The following is a 12961-nucleotide window of genomic DNA, read 5'->3' on the forward strand; positions in this document are numbered from 1 at the left end:
CGAGCGCGGCGGGGAGCGCCGCGAGCGCGCCCCGCGCGAGGAGCGGGCGCCGCGCGCCGAGCGTGCCGAGCGCGCCCCCCGCGCGGAGCGTTCTCCGCGCGAGGAGCGGGCGCCCCGCGCTGAGCGCACCGCGAGCGCGGCACCGGACCAGGTCCCGGTCGAGGACGGCCGCCGTCGTCGCTCGCGCACCCGCCGCCGCAACGGCGAGGCCACGGACGGCTGACCCCCGACCGCGACGCCACGGCGGCCCGTCCCCTCGATGCGAGGGGGCGGGCCGCCGTCGTCGTGCTGGGCCTCGCGCGGAGCGAGCGGGGGTCAGCCCCGGACGAGCGCCGTGCCCGTGGCCTGCCGTTCGATCTCGGCGAGGACCTCGGCTCCGGTGGTGAACTCCCCGATCAGGTTGGGCTTGCCGGTGCCGTGGTAGTCGGAGGATCCGGTGACGAACAGGCCGTGGCGGGCGGCGAGCCCGCGCAGCCAGGTGCGCTCGGACTCGGGGTTGTCCCGGTGGTCGACCTCGAGGCCGGCGAGGCCCGCCTCGATCATCGCCTCCATCACCTCGACGTCCACCACCCGTCCGCGCATGACGGCGCGGGGGTGGGCGAACACCGGGACGCCACCGGCGGCGCGGACCAGGCGCACCGCCTCCACCGGGTCGGCGGCGTAGTGCGGCGCGTAGTAGCGGGAGCGGCCTGCGAGGATCGTCGCGAACGCGGCCGAGCGGTCCGCGACCACCCCGGCGGAGACGAGGGCGTCCGCGATGTGCGGGCGGCCGATCGTGGCGTTCTCGCTCGCGTGCTCCCGCACGAGGTCCCACGTGATCGGGAAGTCCTCGGCGAGCCGCTCGGTCATCCGCCGGGCGCGCGTCAGTCGGGAGGCGCGCGCGGCGTCCAGCTCGGCGCGCAGCCCGGGGTCCGTGGGGTCGTGCAGGTAGCTGATCAGGTGGACGCTGGTGCCGTCCTCGGCCATGCAGGACATCTCCATGCCGGGCACCAGGAGCACGCCCTCGGCGCGCGCGGCCCTGGCCGCCGCGGCCCAGCCGGCGGTGGTGTCGTGGTCCGTGAGCGCGAGGCCGTCCAGTCCGGCGCGGGCGGCTGCGCGCACCACCTGCGCGGGCGGCTCGGTGCCATCCGACTCGATGGAGTGGGTGTGGAGGTCGAAGCGCGCCGCGGGCATGCTCCCAGCGTACGGCGCGGCGCCTCCACCGGCAGCGGTGAGAGCATGGACCCCATGACCGACTCCCTGCCCCCGCAGCCCGACGGCCCCGCCCCGGAGGGCGGCGCCACCGAGCCCGCCGTCTCGCCCCAGCCCCTGGCCGAGCGCGTGGAGAACCGCTCGCAGAGGCCCGCCTCGGACGCCTTCCGCGCCTTCATGGCCTCGCAGTGGGCCCCCGCCCCGGACACCCTGCCCGACGCCGACGCCTCCGCCCCGCACGCGGCACGCCGCCGCGCCGCCGTCTCGGCGGCCTTCCCCGGCGAGCGGATCGTGGTGCCCGCCGGCCGGCTGAAGGTCCGCTCGAACGACACGGACTACCGCTTCCGGGCGCACTCGGCCTTCGCGCACCTGACGGGCCTCGGCGCGGACCACGAGCCGGACGCCGCGCTCGTCCTCGAGCCCGTGGACGCCGCCACGGGCGACGACGGCACGGACCACGCCGCCACCCTCTACTTCCGTCCCCTGGCCGGACGGGACTCCGAGCAGTTCTACTCCGATCCGCGCGCGGGCGAGTTCTGGATCGGGGCCCGCCCCACCCTGGCCGAGATGGCCGCGCGCACGGGTCTGCGCACCGCCGGCCTTGAGGAGCTCGAGACGGCCGTCACCAAGGACCTGTCCGCCACGCCGCTGCGCCTGCTGCGCGAGGCGGACCAGGACCTGGACGCCGTCGTGGCCGGTGCCCGGCGGGAGGCGGAGGTGGACGTGCCGGCCGCCGAGACCGCCGACGCCGCCCTCACCGAAGCGCTCTCCGAGCTGCGCCTGGTCAAGGACGCCTGGGAGGTCGAGCGGATGCGCGCCTCCGTGGCCGCGACGATCGCCGGGTTCGAGGACGTCGTGCGGGCCCTGCCGCGCGCCGTGGGCCACGCCCGCGGCGAGCGCGTGGTCGAGGGGGCCTTCTTCGCCCGCGCCCGCCTCGAGGGCAACGACCTGGGCTACGACACGATCGCGGCCTCCGGCAACAACGCCACCGTGCTGCACTGGATCCGCAACACCGGCGAGGTCCGCGACGGGGACCTGCTGCTGTTGGACGCCGGTGTGGAGGACGACTCGCTCTACACCGCGGACATCACCCGCACCCTCCCGGTGAACGGCACCTACACGGACGTGCAGCGGCGCATCTGCCGTGCCGTGCTCGAGGCGGCGGACGCCGCCTACGCGATCGTCCGCCCGGGCATCCGGTTCCGGGAGATCCACGCGGAGGCCATGCGCGTGCTGGTGGCGCACCTGGACGAGTGGGGCCTGCTGCCCGTGTCCGCCGAGGAGGCGCTGTCCGAGGAGGGCCAGCACCACCGCCGCTGGATGCCGCACGGCACCTCCCACCACCTCGGCCTGGACGTGCACGACTGCGCCCAGGCGAAGCGGGAGCTCTACCTGGACGGCGTGCTCGAGCCCGGCATGGTCTTCACCATCGAGCCGGGCCTGTACTTCAAGGCCGAGGACCTCGCCGTCCCCGAGGAGTACCGGGGCATCGGCGTGCGCATCGAGGACGACGTCCTGGTCACCGAGGACGGTGCCGAGAACCTCTCCGCCGCGCTGCCGCGCACCCCCGAGGACATCGAGGCCTGGATGGCCCGCCTGCAGGGCTGAGCCCCCCCGAACGGCGACGGCCCGACCCCGTGGGGGGCGGGCCGTCGCGCTCCGCGGTGGGCGCTGCGCGGTGTGGTCAGCGCTGCGGGGCGTCCGGGTCGGGGCGCGGGGCGTCCTGGGGGCCGGGCACGGGTGAGGGCCGGCCGCCACGGGCCTCGATGAGCCGCTGGACCTCCTCCGGCGGCAGGGAGACGCCGTACGAGCGGTCCAGTCCGGTGGGGGCGCCGTCGCCCAAGACGGTCGCACCGGCCGCGGCCGACGCGTCGACGGATTCCGCCGGCCCCGGCACCGGGGCGGCGTGGGAGCCGCCTGGCATGGGTGCCGACGCCGTGGGCACGGCGGGGGCCGGCTCCGCCGGAGCGCCGCCTTCGACGGCCGGAGCGGGCGCCGGGGCGGCGACCCCGGAGGGTCGGCCGGTCAGGCCGAGCTCCTGGCGGGCCCGGGCGGCGTGCTCGAAGGCCACCACCAGGTCATAGCCGCCCGGGACCACCGACTGCGTGGAGGCGAACCCGTGGCGGCCCTTGCGCGCGGCGAAGCCCACCACACCGAAGATCATCCACACGGCCACGCCCAGCAGGGCGGAGGTGAGCACCTGCATCCAGCCGCCGCTGGGGTCCAGCAGGAGCAGGAACACGCCGATCAGGGCGCCGAACAGGAGACCGCGCAGTGCCGCCCCGAGCGCCACCTGCCCGTAGTCGAGGCGGCCGCGCACCCGCTCCACCACCCGGAGGTCCTTGCCGACGATGGAGACCGCGCTGACGGGGAAGTCCGTGGCCGCCAGCCGGTCCACCTGCTCGCGCGCCTGCGCGTACGTGCTGTAGGTGGCCAGCAGCTCGCCCTGGGGCAGGCCGCCGCCGGCGGGACCGGACGGGGAGGTCATCATGAAGGACATGACACCATTGTGCCCGGCCCGGGAGGCGCGGGCCCCAGCCACTAGGCTGGCCCGGTGAACTCCCCCAAGATCTTCGTGGCCCGCCTCCTGGGCCTGGACGTCTTCGATCCGCTCGGCGACCGCCTCGGCCGCCTGCGGGACGTGGTGGTGCTCGACCGCGGCCGCACCGGCCGCTCCGCCGCCACCGGACTCGTCATCGAGGTCCCCGGCAAGAAGCGCGTCTTCGTGCCCATGACGCGTGTGACGTCGATGGACTCGGGCCAGATCATCACCACCGGCCTGATCAACCTGCGCCGCTTCTCCCGCCGCGGCGCGGAGCAGACCGTGGCCGGCGACCTCTTGGACCGGCGCGTGCACCTGACGGACGGCTCGGGCGAGGCCGTCGTCGAGGACCTGGGCCTGGAGCGTCAGCGCAACGGCGACTGGCTGGTCTCCGACCTGTACGTGCGCCGGGACACCGGCCGCACCGCGTTCGGCCGGTCGAAGGGCGAACACCTGCTGGTGGCCTGGGACGAGGCCCTCTGGGGCACGGCCTCCGCACCGCAGGCCGCCACGAGCTTCGTGGCCGCCCACGAGGACCTCAAGGCCGCCGACCTCGCGGACATGCTCCACGAGATGACGGAGAAGCGTCGCGTGGAGGTGGCCAACGAGCTCCAGGACGAGCGCCTGGCCGACGTCCTCCAGGAGCTGCCCGACGACGACCAGGTCCAGATCCTCTCCCACCTGGACGTCGAGCGCGCCGCGGACGTCCTCGAGGAGATGGACCCCGACGACGCCGCGGACCTCCTCCACGAGCTGCCCGACTCCCAGCAGGAGCTGCTACTGGAGCTCATGGAGCCCGAGGACGCCGAGGACGTGCGCCGCCTGCTCGAGTACGAGGAGGACACGGCCGGCTCCGTCATGACGCCCGTGCCCGTGGTCCTGCCACCGGAGGCCACGGTGGCCGAGGCCATGGCCACCATCCGCCAGCAGGAGATCTCCCCCGCACTGGCCTCCCTGGTGATCGTGGCCCGTCCCCCGCTGGAGACCCCCACGGGGCGGTATCTGGGCGTGGTGCACTTCCAGCGTCTGCTGCGCTACCCGCCGCCCGAGGCGATCGGCAACATCATGGACAAGGACCTGGAGCCGGTGTCCGACCTGGCCTCCGTGGTCCACGTCACCCGCGAGCTCGCCACGTACAACCTCACCTGCATCCCCGTGGTCAACGCTCAGCACCGCGTGGTGGGCGCGGTCAGCGTGGACGACGTGCTGGACCACATCCTCCCCGAGGACTGGCGCGCCATGGACCCGGACGAGACCCCCGAGCCCGATGGCGCGACACCGGCCCGCCCCTGACCCCGCCCCGACCGTCCCGAAGGAGTGAGCATGTCCCCGTCCCCCCGTGACCCCCGCGAGGCCCGGGCCACCGGCCTGGACACGCCCCTGAGCGCGCGGCGGCGCCGGATCCCCCGTCTCAGCCCCAACCCGGACGCCTTCGGGGAGTGGACCGAGGGCATCGCCCGCTTCATGGGCACCCCGCAGTTCCTGCTGTGGATGACGCTGTTCTGCCTGTTCTGGGTCGGCTGGAACTCCTACGGCCCGCAGCACCTGCGCTTCGACTCCGCGGCGTTGGGCTTCACGGCGCTGACCCTCATGCTCTCCCTCCAGGCCTCCTACGCCGCTCCGCTGCTGCTGCTCGCGCAGAACCGCCAGGACGACCGGGACAAGGTCGCCCTGCGTGAGGACCGCGACCGCGCCGAGCGGAACCTCGCGGACACCGAGTACCTCACACGGGAGATCTCCGGCCTGCGGCTCGTCCTGCAGGACGTGGCCACGCGCGACTACGTGCGCGGCGAGCTGCGCGGCGTGCACGAGGACCTGGCCGACGAGCTGCGCGAGGCGATCCGCGAGGAGGTCCGAGCCGAGCTGCGCGCCGAGGCCTCCGGCCCGGCCGCGACCGAGCCCGCCACCAAGGCCAAGCAGAAGCCCAAGAAGAAGGCCAAGTCCCGCGACCGGGACGGCACACGGTCCGAGGCGGAGGACACGGGCACCACCACCCTGGCGATCATCGCCGCGCAGGAGGCGGCCGAGGAGGCCGCCGCCCGCGGCCGGGCCGGGGAGGACACCCACCGCGGCTCCCACGCCGCGCCGCGTGGCGGCGAGCCGAGCGCATGAGCGGCGCGCCGGCCCCGCGCGGCCTCCCGAGACCGGCGGTCACCACGGACCTGGCCCGCGCGGTCCTCGCCGCGCTCGACGACGTCGTGGACCCGGAGATCCGGCGCCCCGTCACGGAGCTCGGCATGGTGCGGGCGGTCGAGGAGACCGCTCCCGGCACGGTGCGGGTGAGCGTGCTCCTGACCATCGAGGGGTGCCCGCTGCGCGGGACCATCCAGGCCGACGTCGTGGCCGCGGCCCGCCGCGTGCCCGGCGTCGTGGACGCGGAGGTGGTCCTGGGCGTCATGAGCCCCGCCGAGCGCGCTGCGCTGCAGGAGGCCCTGCGTGCCTCCCGGCCGGCGAACCCCTTCGGCCCGGACTCCCTGACCCGCGTGCTCGCCGTGGCCTCCGGCAAGGGCGGGGTCGGCAAGTCGTCCGTCACGGCCAACCTCGCGGTCGCGCTCGCCGCGCGCGGACTCGCCGTGGGCCTGATCGACGCCGACGTGCACGGCTACTCCATCCCGGGCCTGCTGGGGATCTCCGGGGCGCCCACCCGGGTGGGCGAGCTGATCCTGCCGCCGGTGAGCCGGGGCGTGAAGGTCATCTCGATCGGGATGTTCCTGGACGCCGACCGGCCGGTGGCCTGGCGCGGCCCCATGCTGCACCGGGCGCTGGAGCAGTTCGTGACGGACGTGCACTGGGGGGACCTGGACGTGCTCCTCGTGGACCTGCCGCCCGGCACCGGGGACATCGCCATCTCGACGGCGCAGCTGCTGCCCGCCTCCGAGCTCGTGGTGGTCACCACGCCGCAGCACGCCGCCGCCCAGGTGGCCGCCCGCGCCGGCCAGCTCGCGGAGCAGACCGGCCAGACCGTGGCCGGCGTGGTGGAGAACATGGGCCCCATGACCCTGCCGGACGGCACGGTGCTGGACGTGTTCGGCGCCGGCGGCGGCGCGGAGGTGGCGGAGCGGCTCACCGGCGTCCTGGGCACGGAGGTCCCCCTGCTCGGGACCGTGCCGCTGGACCCCGCCCTGCGCCGCGGCGGCGACGCCGGGGACCCGGTGGTGCTCGCCGATCCGAACAGCCCCGCCGGGCGCGCGTTGGCCGGCATCGCCGCGCGGCTCGCGGTGCGTCCGCAGAGCCTGCGCGGGCGTGGTCTGCCTCTGAGCCCGCGCTGAGCGGCCGCCGGCCGTCCGGTGTCAGGTGGCGTCGACGTCGAACGGCGCCGGCGCCAGGCCGAGCAGGTCCAGGGGGCGGGGCTCGGTCGTCAGGCGGCGCTGCCGCCCAGCAGGATCGGTGCCGTCCTCCCGCACGGGCGCCGGGGACGGGCGGTCTGCCGGGGACGTCTCGCGCTTCTGCAGGTCGAGCATGTCCTGCGCGCGGCCGGAGGCCAGCAGGGTCGCGGCCGCCCCGCCGGCGATGATTCCGCCGGCGGACGAGGCCGCCGACGTCGTCGCCGGGGCGGGGGCAGGAGAGGCGGTGTCGACGGCGGCTGCGACCTCGTCAGCACCGGCGGCGGAGCTGCCGTCCCCCGAGGGGCGGCGGAAGAGGGTGCGCGGGTCCATGTCCCGCAGGTCCTGCCGGGTGAGGCCGCCGTGGACGTCCTCGGCGGAGAGCCCCGTGAGCCCCTGCGCGCGGGCGGCCGGCGAGGAGCCGCCGACCGGCGCGGCGAGTGCCTCACGGATGATCCGCCGGGGGTCGTACTGACGGGGGTCGTACTTGCGCCAGTCCACCTCGTCGAAGTCCGTGCCGGTCTCCTCCTTGAACTGGGCCTTGGCACCCTCGGCCATGTCCCGCATGCGCCGGATCCACTGCGCCAGGCTCCGGGCGTACTCGGGGAGCTTCTCGGGTCCGAGCACGACGAGAGCGATGACGATCAGGATGATCAGCTCAGACCCGTTGATTCCCAGCACGCCCCGCACTCTACTAGAGAGGATCCGGCCCGACCGCGCCTCAGTCCGCCAGGCCGCCGGCCTCCCCCAGGAGCCGGTCGAGGCCCCGCTCGAGGCGCTCGCCGAGGACGTCCTCGTCCGGGGGGTCGGTGAGCCCGGAGCGTTCCGCGACCACCACCTGGGTGAGCAGGGCCTCCGCCTGACCGCGCGGCACGTCCGCGTCCACCCGGTACGCGGCCTCGGGGGTGGTCAGCATGGCGATCCACGGCCGGTCCGTGCCCTCCGTGATGCGGTAGGCCACGCCCACCGGCAGGGTGCGCTCCGGCCCCAGTCCCACGGCCCCGCGCTCCGCGCAGGCGGTGCGCATGCGGTCCTGCCCGCCACGGCACTCGCGGACGGAGACGAGGGGTTCTCCGCGGCCCCAGGCCACATTGACGCGGGCCGTCTCCCCCTCGCGCGCCGCGTCCACGGACAGCGGACGCAGCCCCGCCGCGTACAGGGCCGGGGCCGTCCACCCGTGCGCCCGGAGCCACTCCACGTGCTCGACGGCGTCCTCCACCTCCCCCGCGGCCGCCGGGGCCACCTCGAGGGCGGTCCCCGACTGCCCGTCCGCCGGGCGGCGGCCCTGGTCCGGGGCGCCCACCAGCCACAGGGCGGTCAGCACCCCGCCGGCCAGGAGGGTGAGGACGAGGACGGAGACGACGAGCCGGCCGGACACCCCGCGCGGTCGCATGACGACGGCGGTGGCGGCCGGACGGGAGTGGACGCTGCGGGCGGCCAGGAGCACGCGGGCGCGCTGGTCCGCGACGGCTCGGCATTCGGGGCAGCGGTCGAGGTGGCGCTCCACCTGACGGTCCACGCGGCGCGGCAGGGCGCCCTCGAGGTGGGCGTCGAGGCGGTTCACGCAGTGCCGGTGCCCCATGGCGCCTCCTCCCGGTCCGACGGCGGTCTGCGGCGGGCCGGCGGCACGGGGCACGGCCGGGGGCTCGCACCGCGGCATCGCGGCCTCGGCCATCATGACCGGCCCGGCTGGGAGGATCCTGGGGTGCCGGCGGCGACCCGCGCGACCGCGCCCCGGGCCCGCTCCGTACACTGGCGCCGACCCGGAGGGGACACCCATCCCCTCGCCCGCCCTACCCCCGGAGCCCCGCATGAGCGCCCTGCACCCCCAGCCCACCGACAAGCACGCCGCCTGGGCGTGGGCGGAGACCCGCACGGCCGAGGACGAGGTGCTCCTGCGTGCCCGCGAGCGTTCCGCGGAGCAGGGCGTGCGCGCCGTCAGCGAGGGCACTGCGGCCCTGCTGACCGTCCTGGCGGCCACGCGCGCGCCGTCGGCGGTGGTGGAGATCGGCACGGGCGCAGGGGTCTCCGGCCTGGCGCTGATGCGGGGCCTTCCCGAGCGGACCGTCCTGACCACGATGGACCCGGACGCGGAGGCGCAGCGGGCGGCCCGCGAGGCCTTCTCCGAGGCCCACCTGCCCTCGTCGCGGACGCGCATGATCGCGGGACGCTCCCGGCTGGTCCTGCCGCGCCTCACCGCCGACGCGTACGAGCTCGTGGTGGTGGACGGCGACCCCGCCTCCCGCCCGTTCGACGTCGAGCAGGCCGCACGCATGCTGGCCCCCGGGGGTCTGCTCGTGGTGGTGGACGCCCTGGACTCGGACCGCGTCCCGCGCGCGGCCGTGCGCGAGCCCTCCACGGTCTCCGCCCGCGCCGTGGACAAGCTGGTCCGTGAGGACGAGGCGTGGGTCTCAGCGGTGGTCCCCACGGGCACGGGCGTGCTGCTGGCCGTCCGCCGCTGACCGGCGCCTCGGCGGGGCCCCTCCCCCGGACACGCCGAGGCCCCGCACACCGGAGGGTGTGCGGGGCCTCGGCGTCAGGACGTGGGCGTCAGCCCTGGGTGACGCCCTCGAGGCACTGCTGGAGCTCCTTGGCCTCGTCGGCGTTGATCTCGAGGACGAGGCGTCCGCCGCCGTCGATCGGGACACGCATGATGAGGCTGCGCCCCTCCTTGGTCACTTCCATGGGACCGTCCCCGGTGCGGGGCTTCATGGCGGCCATCTGTGACTTCCCTTCTGATGGAGTTCCCGGCTGACACGTGCTGCGGGTGGCGCTCGCGTCGGTCTGACCGGCCCCCGTCCGCTGGACGCACGTGACCGGTCGCACATGCATTTTATCCCGGATCCGCCGCGGGCGTGCCACCGGCCCGCTCGGCGCCCGGCCGGCAGGCCAGCTCGGCCTCGAGCTCGGCGATGCGCTCCTCGTCCTCCGCGAGCGCCTCGCGCAGGCGCGCGAGCACGGCGTCCACCTGGTCCCGCTGGTATCCGGGGACGCTCGTGGCCAGCTGCACGCGGTCGACGTCGGCGGCACGGGGCCGGGGCGGCAGCAGGACGGGGTGTGCCGGCGCCTGCCCTGCCGGGTCGCCCGGAGCGAGGATGACGCGGCCGACGGCCACGGCCGCCAGAGCGGCGACGGCGACCACGAGGACGAGGACGGCGGCGATCCAGACGGGCGTGGTCACGCGCGTGGCTCCCCGCACGTGGCGCGGATGCGGTCCACGGCCTCCTGGGCGGTGTCCACCACGGTGAGCAGGTCCACGTCCTCGGGCGAGATCATCCCGCGGGCGGCGAGGGTGCCGCGGATCCAGTCCACGAGCGGGCCCCAGAACTCCCGGCCCACGAGCACCACGGGGAAGCGCGTGACGGTGCCGGTCTGCACGAGGGTGAGCGCCTCGAACAGCTCGTCCAGCGTGCCGAACCCGCCGGGCAGCACCACGAACCCCTGGGCGTAGCGCAGGAACATGACCTTGCGTGCGAAGAAGTAGCGGAAGTCGACCCCGATGCCGACGTAGGGGTTCAGCCCCGTCTCGAACGGCAGCTCGATCCCCAGGCCCACCGAGACGCCCCCGGCCTCGTGCGCGCCGCGGTTGCCGGCCTCCATGGCGCCGGGGCCGCCGCCGGTGATGACGGCGTAGCCCGCCTCCACGAGCAGGCGGCCGAGCTCGACGCCGAGCGCGTACTCCTGCGTGCCCTGCCCCGTGCGGGCGGAGCCGAACACCGAGACGGCGGGGCCGAGGTCCGCGAGGGTGCCGAACCCCTCGACGAACTCCGACTGGATGCGCAGCACGCGCCATGCGTCCGAGGTGGAGGAGGTGGACGGCACCCGGGCCTGGCCGGCGGGCGCCTCGCGGGCGTCCAGCAGCAGCTGGTCGAAGGTCGGGGCCGTGGCGGCGGGACCGGTCAGGACCTGCCCGCCGCGGTGCACGCGGCGGCGGTCGGCGCCGGCGGCCGGGGCGGGTGCGGCGGAGTCATCGGATGCCATGCGCCCAGCCTAGGCGAGGGGGTGCACGGCCGGGGCCGACGCACCCGCGCGTCGGAAGGTCACGGGCGCGGCCCTGCGCTATGCTCCCCGGCATGACGCAGACCACATCCCCCGGTGGAACGGGCCACTCCGGCCCGGCCGCCGCCCCGGCCGGCGCCGACGCCCTCATCCGCCTGGAGCACGTCAACAAGCACTTCGGCGACTTCCACGCCCTGAAGGACATCGACCTGGCGGTCCCGCGCGGCCAGGTGGCGATCGTGCTCGGCCCCTCGGGCTCCGGCAAGTCCACCCTGTGCCGCACCATCAACCGACTCGAGACGATCGACGACGACGGGGGCCGGATCCTCATCGGCGGCGTCCCGCTGCCGGCCGAGGGCCGCGCGCTCGCCCGTCTGCGCGCCGACGTGGGCATGGTGTTCCAGTCGTTCAACCTGTTCGCCCACAAATCCGTCCTGGAGAACGTCACCCTGGGCCCCATCCGCGTCAAGGGCAAGCCCAAGGCGGAGGCCGAGCGACACGCCATGGAGCTGCTGGATCGGGTGGGCGTGGCCCATCAGGCCAAGAAGATGCCGGCCCAGCTCTCCGGAGGCCAGCAGCAGCGCGTGGCGATCGCCCGGGCCCTCGCCATGGAGCCCGAGGCCCTGCTGTTCGACGAGCCCACGTCCGCACTGGACCCCGAGATGGTCCAGGAGGTCCTCGACGTCATGGTGGGCCTCGCCAGGGAGGGGATGACCATGGTGGTCGTCACTCACGAGATGGGCTTCGCCCGCAAGGCCGGAGACCGCGTCATCTTCATGGCCGACGGCGAGATCCTCGAGGACACCGATCCGGAGTCCTTCTTCACGAACCCCCAGCACGAGCGCGCCCGGGACTTCCTGGGCAAGATCCTCGTCCACTGACGTCCCCGACCCCCAGCGGTCCGCCGCGCCCCCACCCACCGCGTCCTCAGGAGCACCCCATGATCCGCTCGAAGTTCCTCTCCGTGACCGCCGCCGCCGCCGCCGCGGCACTGTCCCTCTCCGCCTGCTCGCCGTCCTCCTCGGGCGGGGCGGGCGAGTCCTCCGCCGCCGGCGGCGCCTCCGGCAGCTCCCAGGCCGGCGGCGGGGACACCCTGCGCATCGGCATCAAGTACGACCAGCCGGGCCTCGGCTACCGCCAGGGCGAGGCCCAGCCCACCGGCTTCGACACGGACGTGGCCCGCTACGTCGCCGAGAAGATGGGCGTGGCCGAGGACGACATCACCTGGGTCCAGACCCCGTCCGCGAACCGCGAGAACGCCCTGGAGAACGGCGAAGTGGACATGATCTTCGCGACCTACTCCATCACCGACGCGCGCAAGGAGCGCGTGGACTTCGCCGGCCCGTATTTCGTGGCCGGCCAGGACCTCCTGGTCCGCGCGGACGACACCTCCATCACCGGCCCCGAGTCCCTCGACGGCAAGAACCTGTGCTCGGTCACGGGCTCCACGTCCGCCCAGAAGATCAAGGACCAGTTCGCCTCCGGCGTGAACCTCGTGGAGCAGGGCGGCTACGCCGAGTGCGTGACCTACCTCGAGTCCGGCCAGGTCGACGCCGTCACCACGGATGACATCATCCTCGCGGGCCTCGCGGCGACCGACGCCAACCAGGGCAAGTTCAAGGTGGTCGGCAACACCTTCACCACCGAGCGCTACGGCGTCGGCATCCCGAAGGGGTCCGACTCGTGCGAGGAGATCAACGAGGCGATCACCGAGATGAAGGAGTCCGGCGAGTGGGAGAAGGCCCTCCAGGCCAACACCGAGGGCACCGGCTACGAGTACAGCGAGGAGCTGAACTCCGGCGACGACGCCGAGCTCGAGTCCTGCTCCTGACCCGCCCCGTCCTCGACTCACCTCCGCCGGCGGCGGCGTCCCCGCGAGGGGATGCCGCCGCCGCGGCGGTGACGA

General features: G+C 75.1%; 14 protein-coding genes and 1 pseudogene. 8 read left to right on the forward strand and 7 right to left on the reverse strand.

Annotated elements, in window-relative coordinates; genetic code table 11:
- Positions 1 to 223 (forward strand): annotated as a pseudogene (locus MA879_RS05040) (DEAD/DEAH box helicase); the annotation flags it as partial.
- A 92-nt stretch (positions 224 to 315) separates the two neighbouring features.
- On the opposite strand, the gene MA879_RS05045 reads toward MA879_RS05040, so the two are convergent.
- Positions 316 to 1173 (reverse strand): PHP domain-containing protein, encoded by an 858-nt coding sequence (locus MA879_RS05045; RefSeq protein WP_248123973.1) that lies wholly within the window; start codon positions 1171 to 1173, stop codon positions 316 to 318.
- A gap of 54 nt (positions 1174 to 1227) precedes the next feature.
- Between MA879_RS05045 and MA879_RS05050 the strand changes: the two genes are divergently transcribed.
- Positions 1228 to 2799 (forward strand): aminopeptidase P family protein, encoded by a 1572-nt coding sequence (locus MA879_RS05050; protein WP_248123974.1) that lies wholly within the window; start codon positions 1228 to 1230, stop codon positions 2797 to 2799.
- Positions 2800 to 2875: 76 nt separating this feature from the next.
- On the opposite strand, the gene MA879_RS05055 is transcribed toward MA879_RS05050, so the two are convergent.
- The gene (locus tag MA879_RS05055) at positions 2876 to 3691 is read right to left on the reverse strand and encodes a YflT domain-containing protein (RefSeq protein ID WP_248123975.1); all 816 of its coding nucleotides are present in this window, start codon (positions 3689 to 3691) and stop codon (positions 2876 to 2878) included.
- A 54-nt stretch (positions 3692 to 3745) separates the two neighbouring features.
- Between MA879_RS05055 and MA879_RS05060 the strand changes: the two genes are divergently transcribed.
- From MA879_RS05060 to MA879_RS05070, 3 genes are read left to right on the forward strand one after another with little or no spacing between them, the layout of a single operon-like run.
- Positions 3746 to 5026: a magnesium transporter MgtE N-terminal domain-containing protein gene (locus MA879_RS05060; protein WP_248123976.1), complete on the forward strand. Its 1281-nt coding sequence runs from the start codon at positions 3746 to 3748 to the stop codon at positions 5024 to 5026.
- A gap of 30 nt (positions 5027 to 5056) precedes the next feature.
- Positions 5057 to 5845, forward strand: coding sequence for a DUF1003 domain-containing protein (locus MA879_RS05065; protein ID WP_248123977.1), 789 nt, complete (start codon positions 5057 to 5059; stop codon positions 5843 to 5845).
- A complete protein-coding gene (locus MA879_RS05070; RefSeq protein WP_248123978.1) occupies positions 5842 to 7002 on the forward strand; it encodes an Mrp/NBP35 family ATP-binding protein in 1161 nt (386 codons plus the stop codon). The genes MA879_RS05065 and MA879_RS05070 overlap by 4 nt, the downstream gene beginning before the upstream one ends.
- Before the next feature lie 21 nt (positions 7003 to 7023).
- Here MA879_RS05070 and tatB read toward each other — a convergent pair whose 3' ends face one another.
- Positions 7024 to 7737, reverse strand: coding sequence for a Sec-independent protein translocase protein TatB (gene tatB / locus MA879_RS05075; protein WP_248123979.1), 714 nt, complete (start codon positions 7735 to 7737; stop codon positions 7024 to 7026).
- A gap of 40 nt (positions 7738 to 7777) precedes the next feature.
- Entirely contained in the window at positions 7778 to 8638 is an 861-nt protein-coding gene (locus tag MA879_RS05080; protein WP_248123980.1) for an anti-sigma factor family protein, read from the reverse strand.
- A gap of 229 nt (positions 8639 to 8867) precedes the next feature.
- Here MA879_RS05080 and MA879_RS05085 point away from each other — a divergent pair, with 229 nt between their 5' ends.
- A complete protein-coding gene (locus MA879_RS05085) occupies positions 8868 to 9518 on the forward strand; it encodes an O-methyltransferase (protein WP_248123981.1) in 651 nt (216 codons plus the stop codon).
- A gap of 88 nt (positions 9519 to 9606) precedes the next feature.
- Here the strand turns inward: MA879_RS05085 and MA879_RS05090 are convergent, their stop codons facing one another.
- The 3 genes from MA879_RS05090 to MA879_RS05100 form a co-directional block, all read right to left on the reverse strand.
- Complete coding sequence (locus MA879_RS05090; protein WP_135029652.1) at positions 9607 to 9777, reverse strand: DUF3117 domain-containing protein; 171 nt, start codon at positions 9775 to 9777, stop codon at positions 9607 to 9609.
- 112 nt (positions 9778 to 9889) lie between these two features.
- Positions 9890 to 10237 carry a DivIVA domain-containing protein gene (locus MA879_RS05095; protein ID WP_248123982.1) on the reverse strand — a complete coding sequence of 116 codons (348 nt, stop codon included), beginning with the start codon at positions 10235 to 10237 and terminating at the stop codon, positions 9890 to 9892.
- A complete protein-coding gene (locus MA879_RS05100) occupies positions 10234 to 11037 on the reverse strand; it encodes an LOG family protein (RefSeq protein ID WP_248123983.1) in 804 nt (267 codons plus the stop codon). The genes MA879_RS05095 and MA879_RS05100 overlap by 4 nt, the downstream gene beginning before the upstream one ends.
- 92 nt (positions 11038 to 11129) lie before the next feature.
- Here MA879_RS05100 and MA879_RS05105 point away from each other — a divergent pair, with 92 nt between their 5' ends.
- Positions 11130 to 11936 carry an amino acid ABC transporter ATP-binding protein gene (locus MA879_RS05105; protein ID WP_248123984.1) on the forward strand — a complete coding sequence of 269 codons (807 nt, stop codon included), beginning with the start codon at positions 11130 to 11132 and terminating at the stop codon, positions 11934 to 11936.
- Between the two features lie 59 nt (positions 11937 to 11995).
- Positions 11996 to 12886 carry a glutamate ABC transporter substrate-binding protein gene (locus MA879_RS05110; RefSeq protein WP_248123985.1) on the forward strand — a complete coding sequence of 297 codons (891 nt, stop codon included), beginning with the start codon at positions 11996 to 11998 and terminating at the stop codon, positions 12884 to 12886.
- The last annotated feature ends 75 nt before the right edge of the window (positions 12887 to 12961 follow it).

Origin of the sequence: Micrococcus lacusdianchii, assembly GCF_023155805.1 — a bacterium.
Classification (GTDB): Bacteria; Actinomycetota; Actinomycetes; order Actinomycetales; family Micrococcaceae; genus Micrococcus; species Micrococcus lacusdianchii.

What these genes read in the sequence shown, in the direction of transcription:
- MA879_RS05045 (WP_248123973.1), bottom strand. Translation starts at nt 1,173, where the DNA reads ATGCCCGCGGCGCGCTTCGACCTCCACACCCACTCCATCGAGTCGGAT.
- MA879_RS05050 (WP_248123974.1), top strand. Translation starts at nt 1,228, where the DNA reads ATGACCGACTCCCTGCCCCCGCAGCCCGACGGCCCCGCCCCGGAGGGC.
- MA879_RS05055 (WP_248123975.1), bottom strand. Translation starts at nt 3,691, where the DNA reads ATGTCCTTCATGATGACCTCCCCGTCCGGTCCCGCCGGCGGCGGCCTG.
- MA879_RS05065 (WP_248123977.1), top strand. Translation starts at nt 5,057, where the DNA reads ATGTCCCCGTCCCCCCGTGACCCCCGCGAGGCCCGGGCCACCGGCCTG.
- MA879_RS05070 (WP_248123978.1), top strand. Translation starts at nt 5,842, where the DNA reads ATGAGCGGCGCGCCGGCCCCGCGCGGCCTCCCGAGACCGGCGGTCACC.
- MA879_RS05080 (WP_248123980.1), bottom strand. Translation starts at nt 8,638, where the DNA reads ATGGGGCACCGGCACTGCGTGAACCGCCTCGACGCCCACCTCGAGGGC.
- MA879_RS05085 (WP_248123981.1), top strand. Translation starts at nt 8,868, where the DNA reads ATGAGCGCCCTGCACCCCCAGCCCACCGACAAGCACGCCGCCTGGGCG.
- MA879_RS05090 (WP_135029652.1), bottom strand. Translation starts at nt 9,777, where the DNA reads ATGGCCGCCATGAAGCCCCGCACCGGGGACGGTCCCATGGAAGTGACC.
- MA879_RS05100 (WP_248123983.1), bottom strand. Translation starts at nt 11,037, where the DNA reads ATGGCATCCGATGACTCCGCCGCACCCGCCCCGGCCGCCGGCGCCGAC.
- MA879_RS05105 (WP_248123984.1), top strand. Translation starts at nt 11,130, where the DNA reads ATGACGCAGACCACATCCCCCGGTGGAACGGGCCACTCCGGCCCGGCC.
- MA879_RS05110 (WP_248123985.1), top strand. Translation starts at nt 11,996, where the DNA reads ATGATCCGCTCGAAGTTCCTCTCCGTGACCGCCGCCGCCGCCGCCGCG.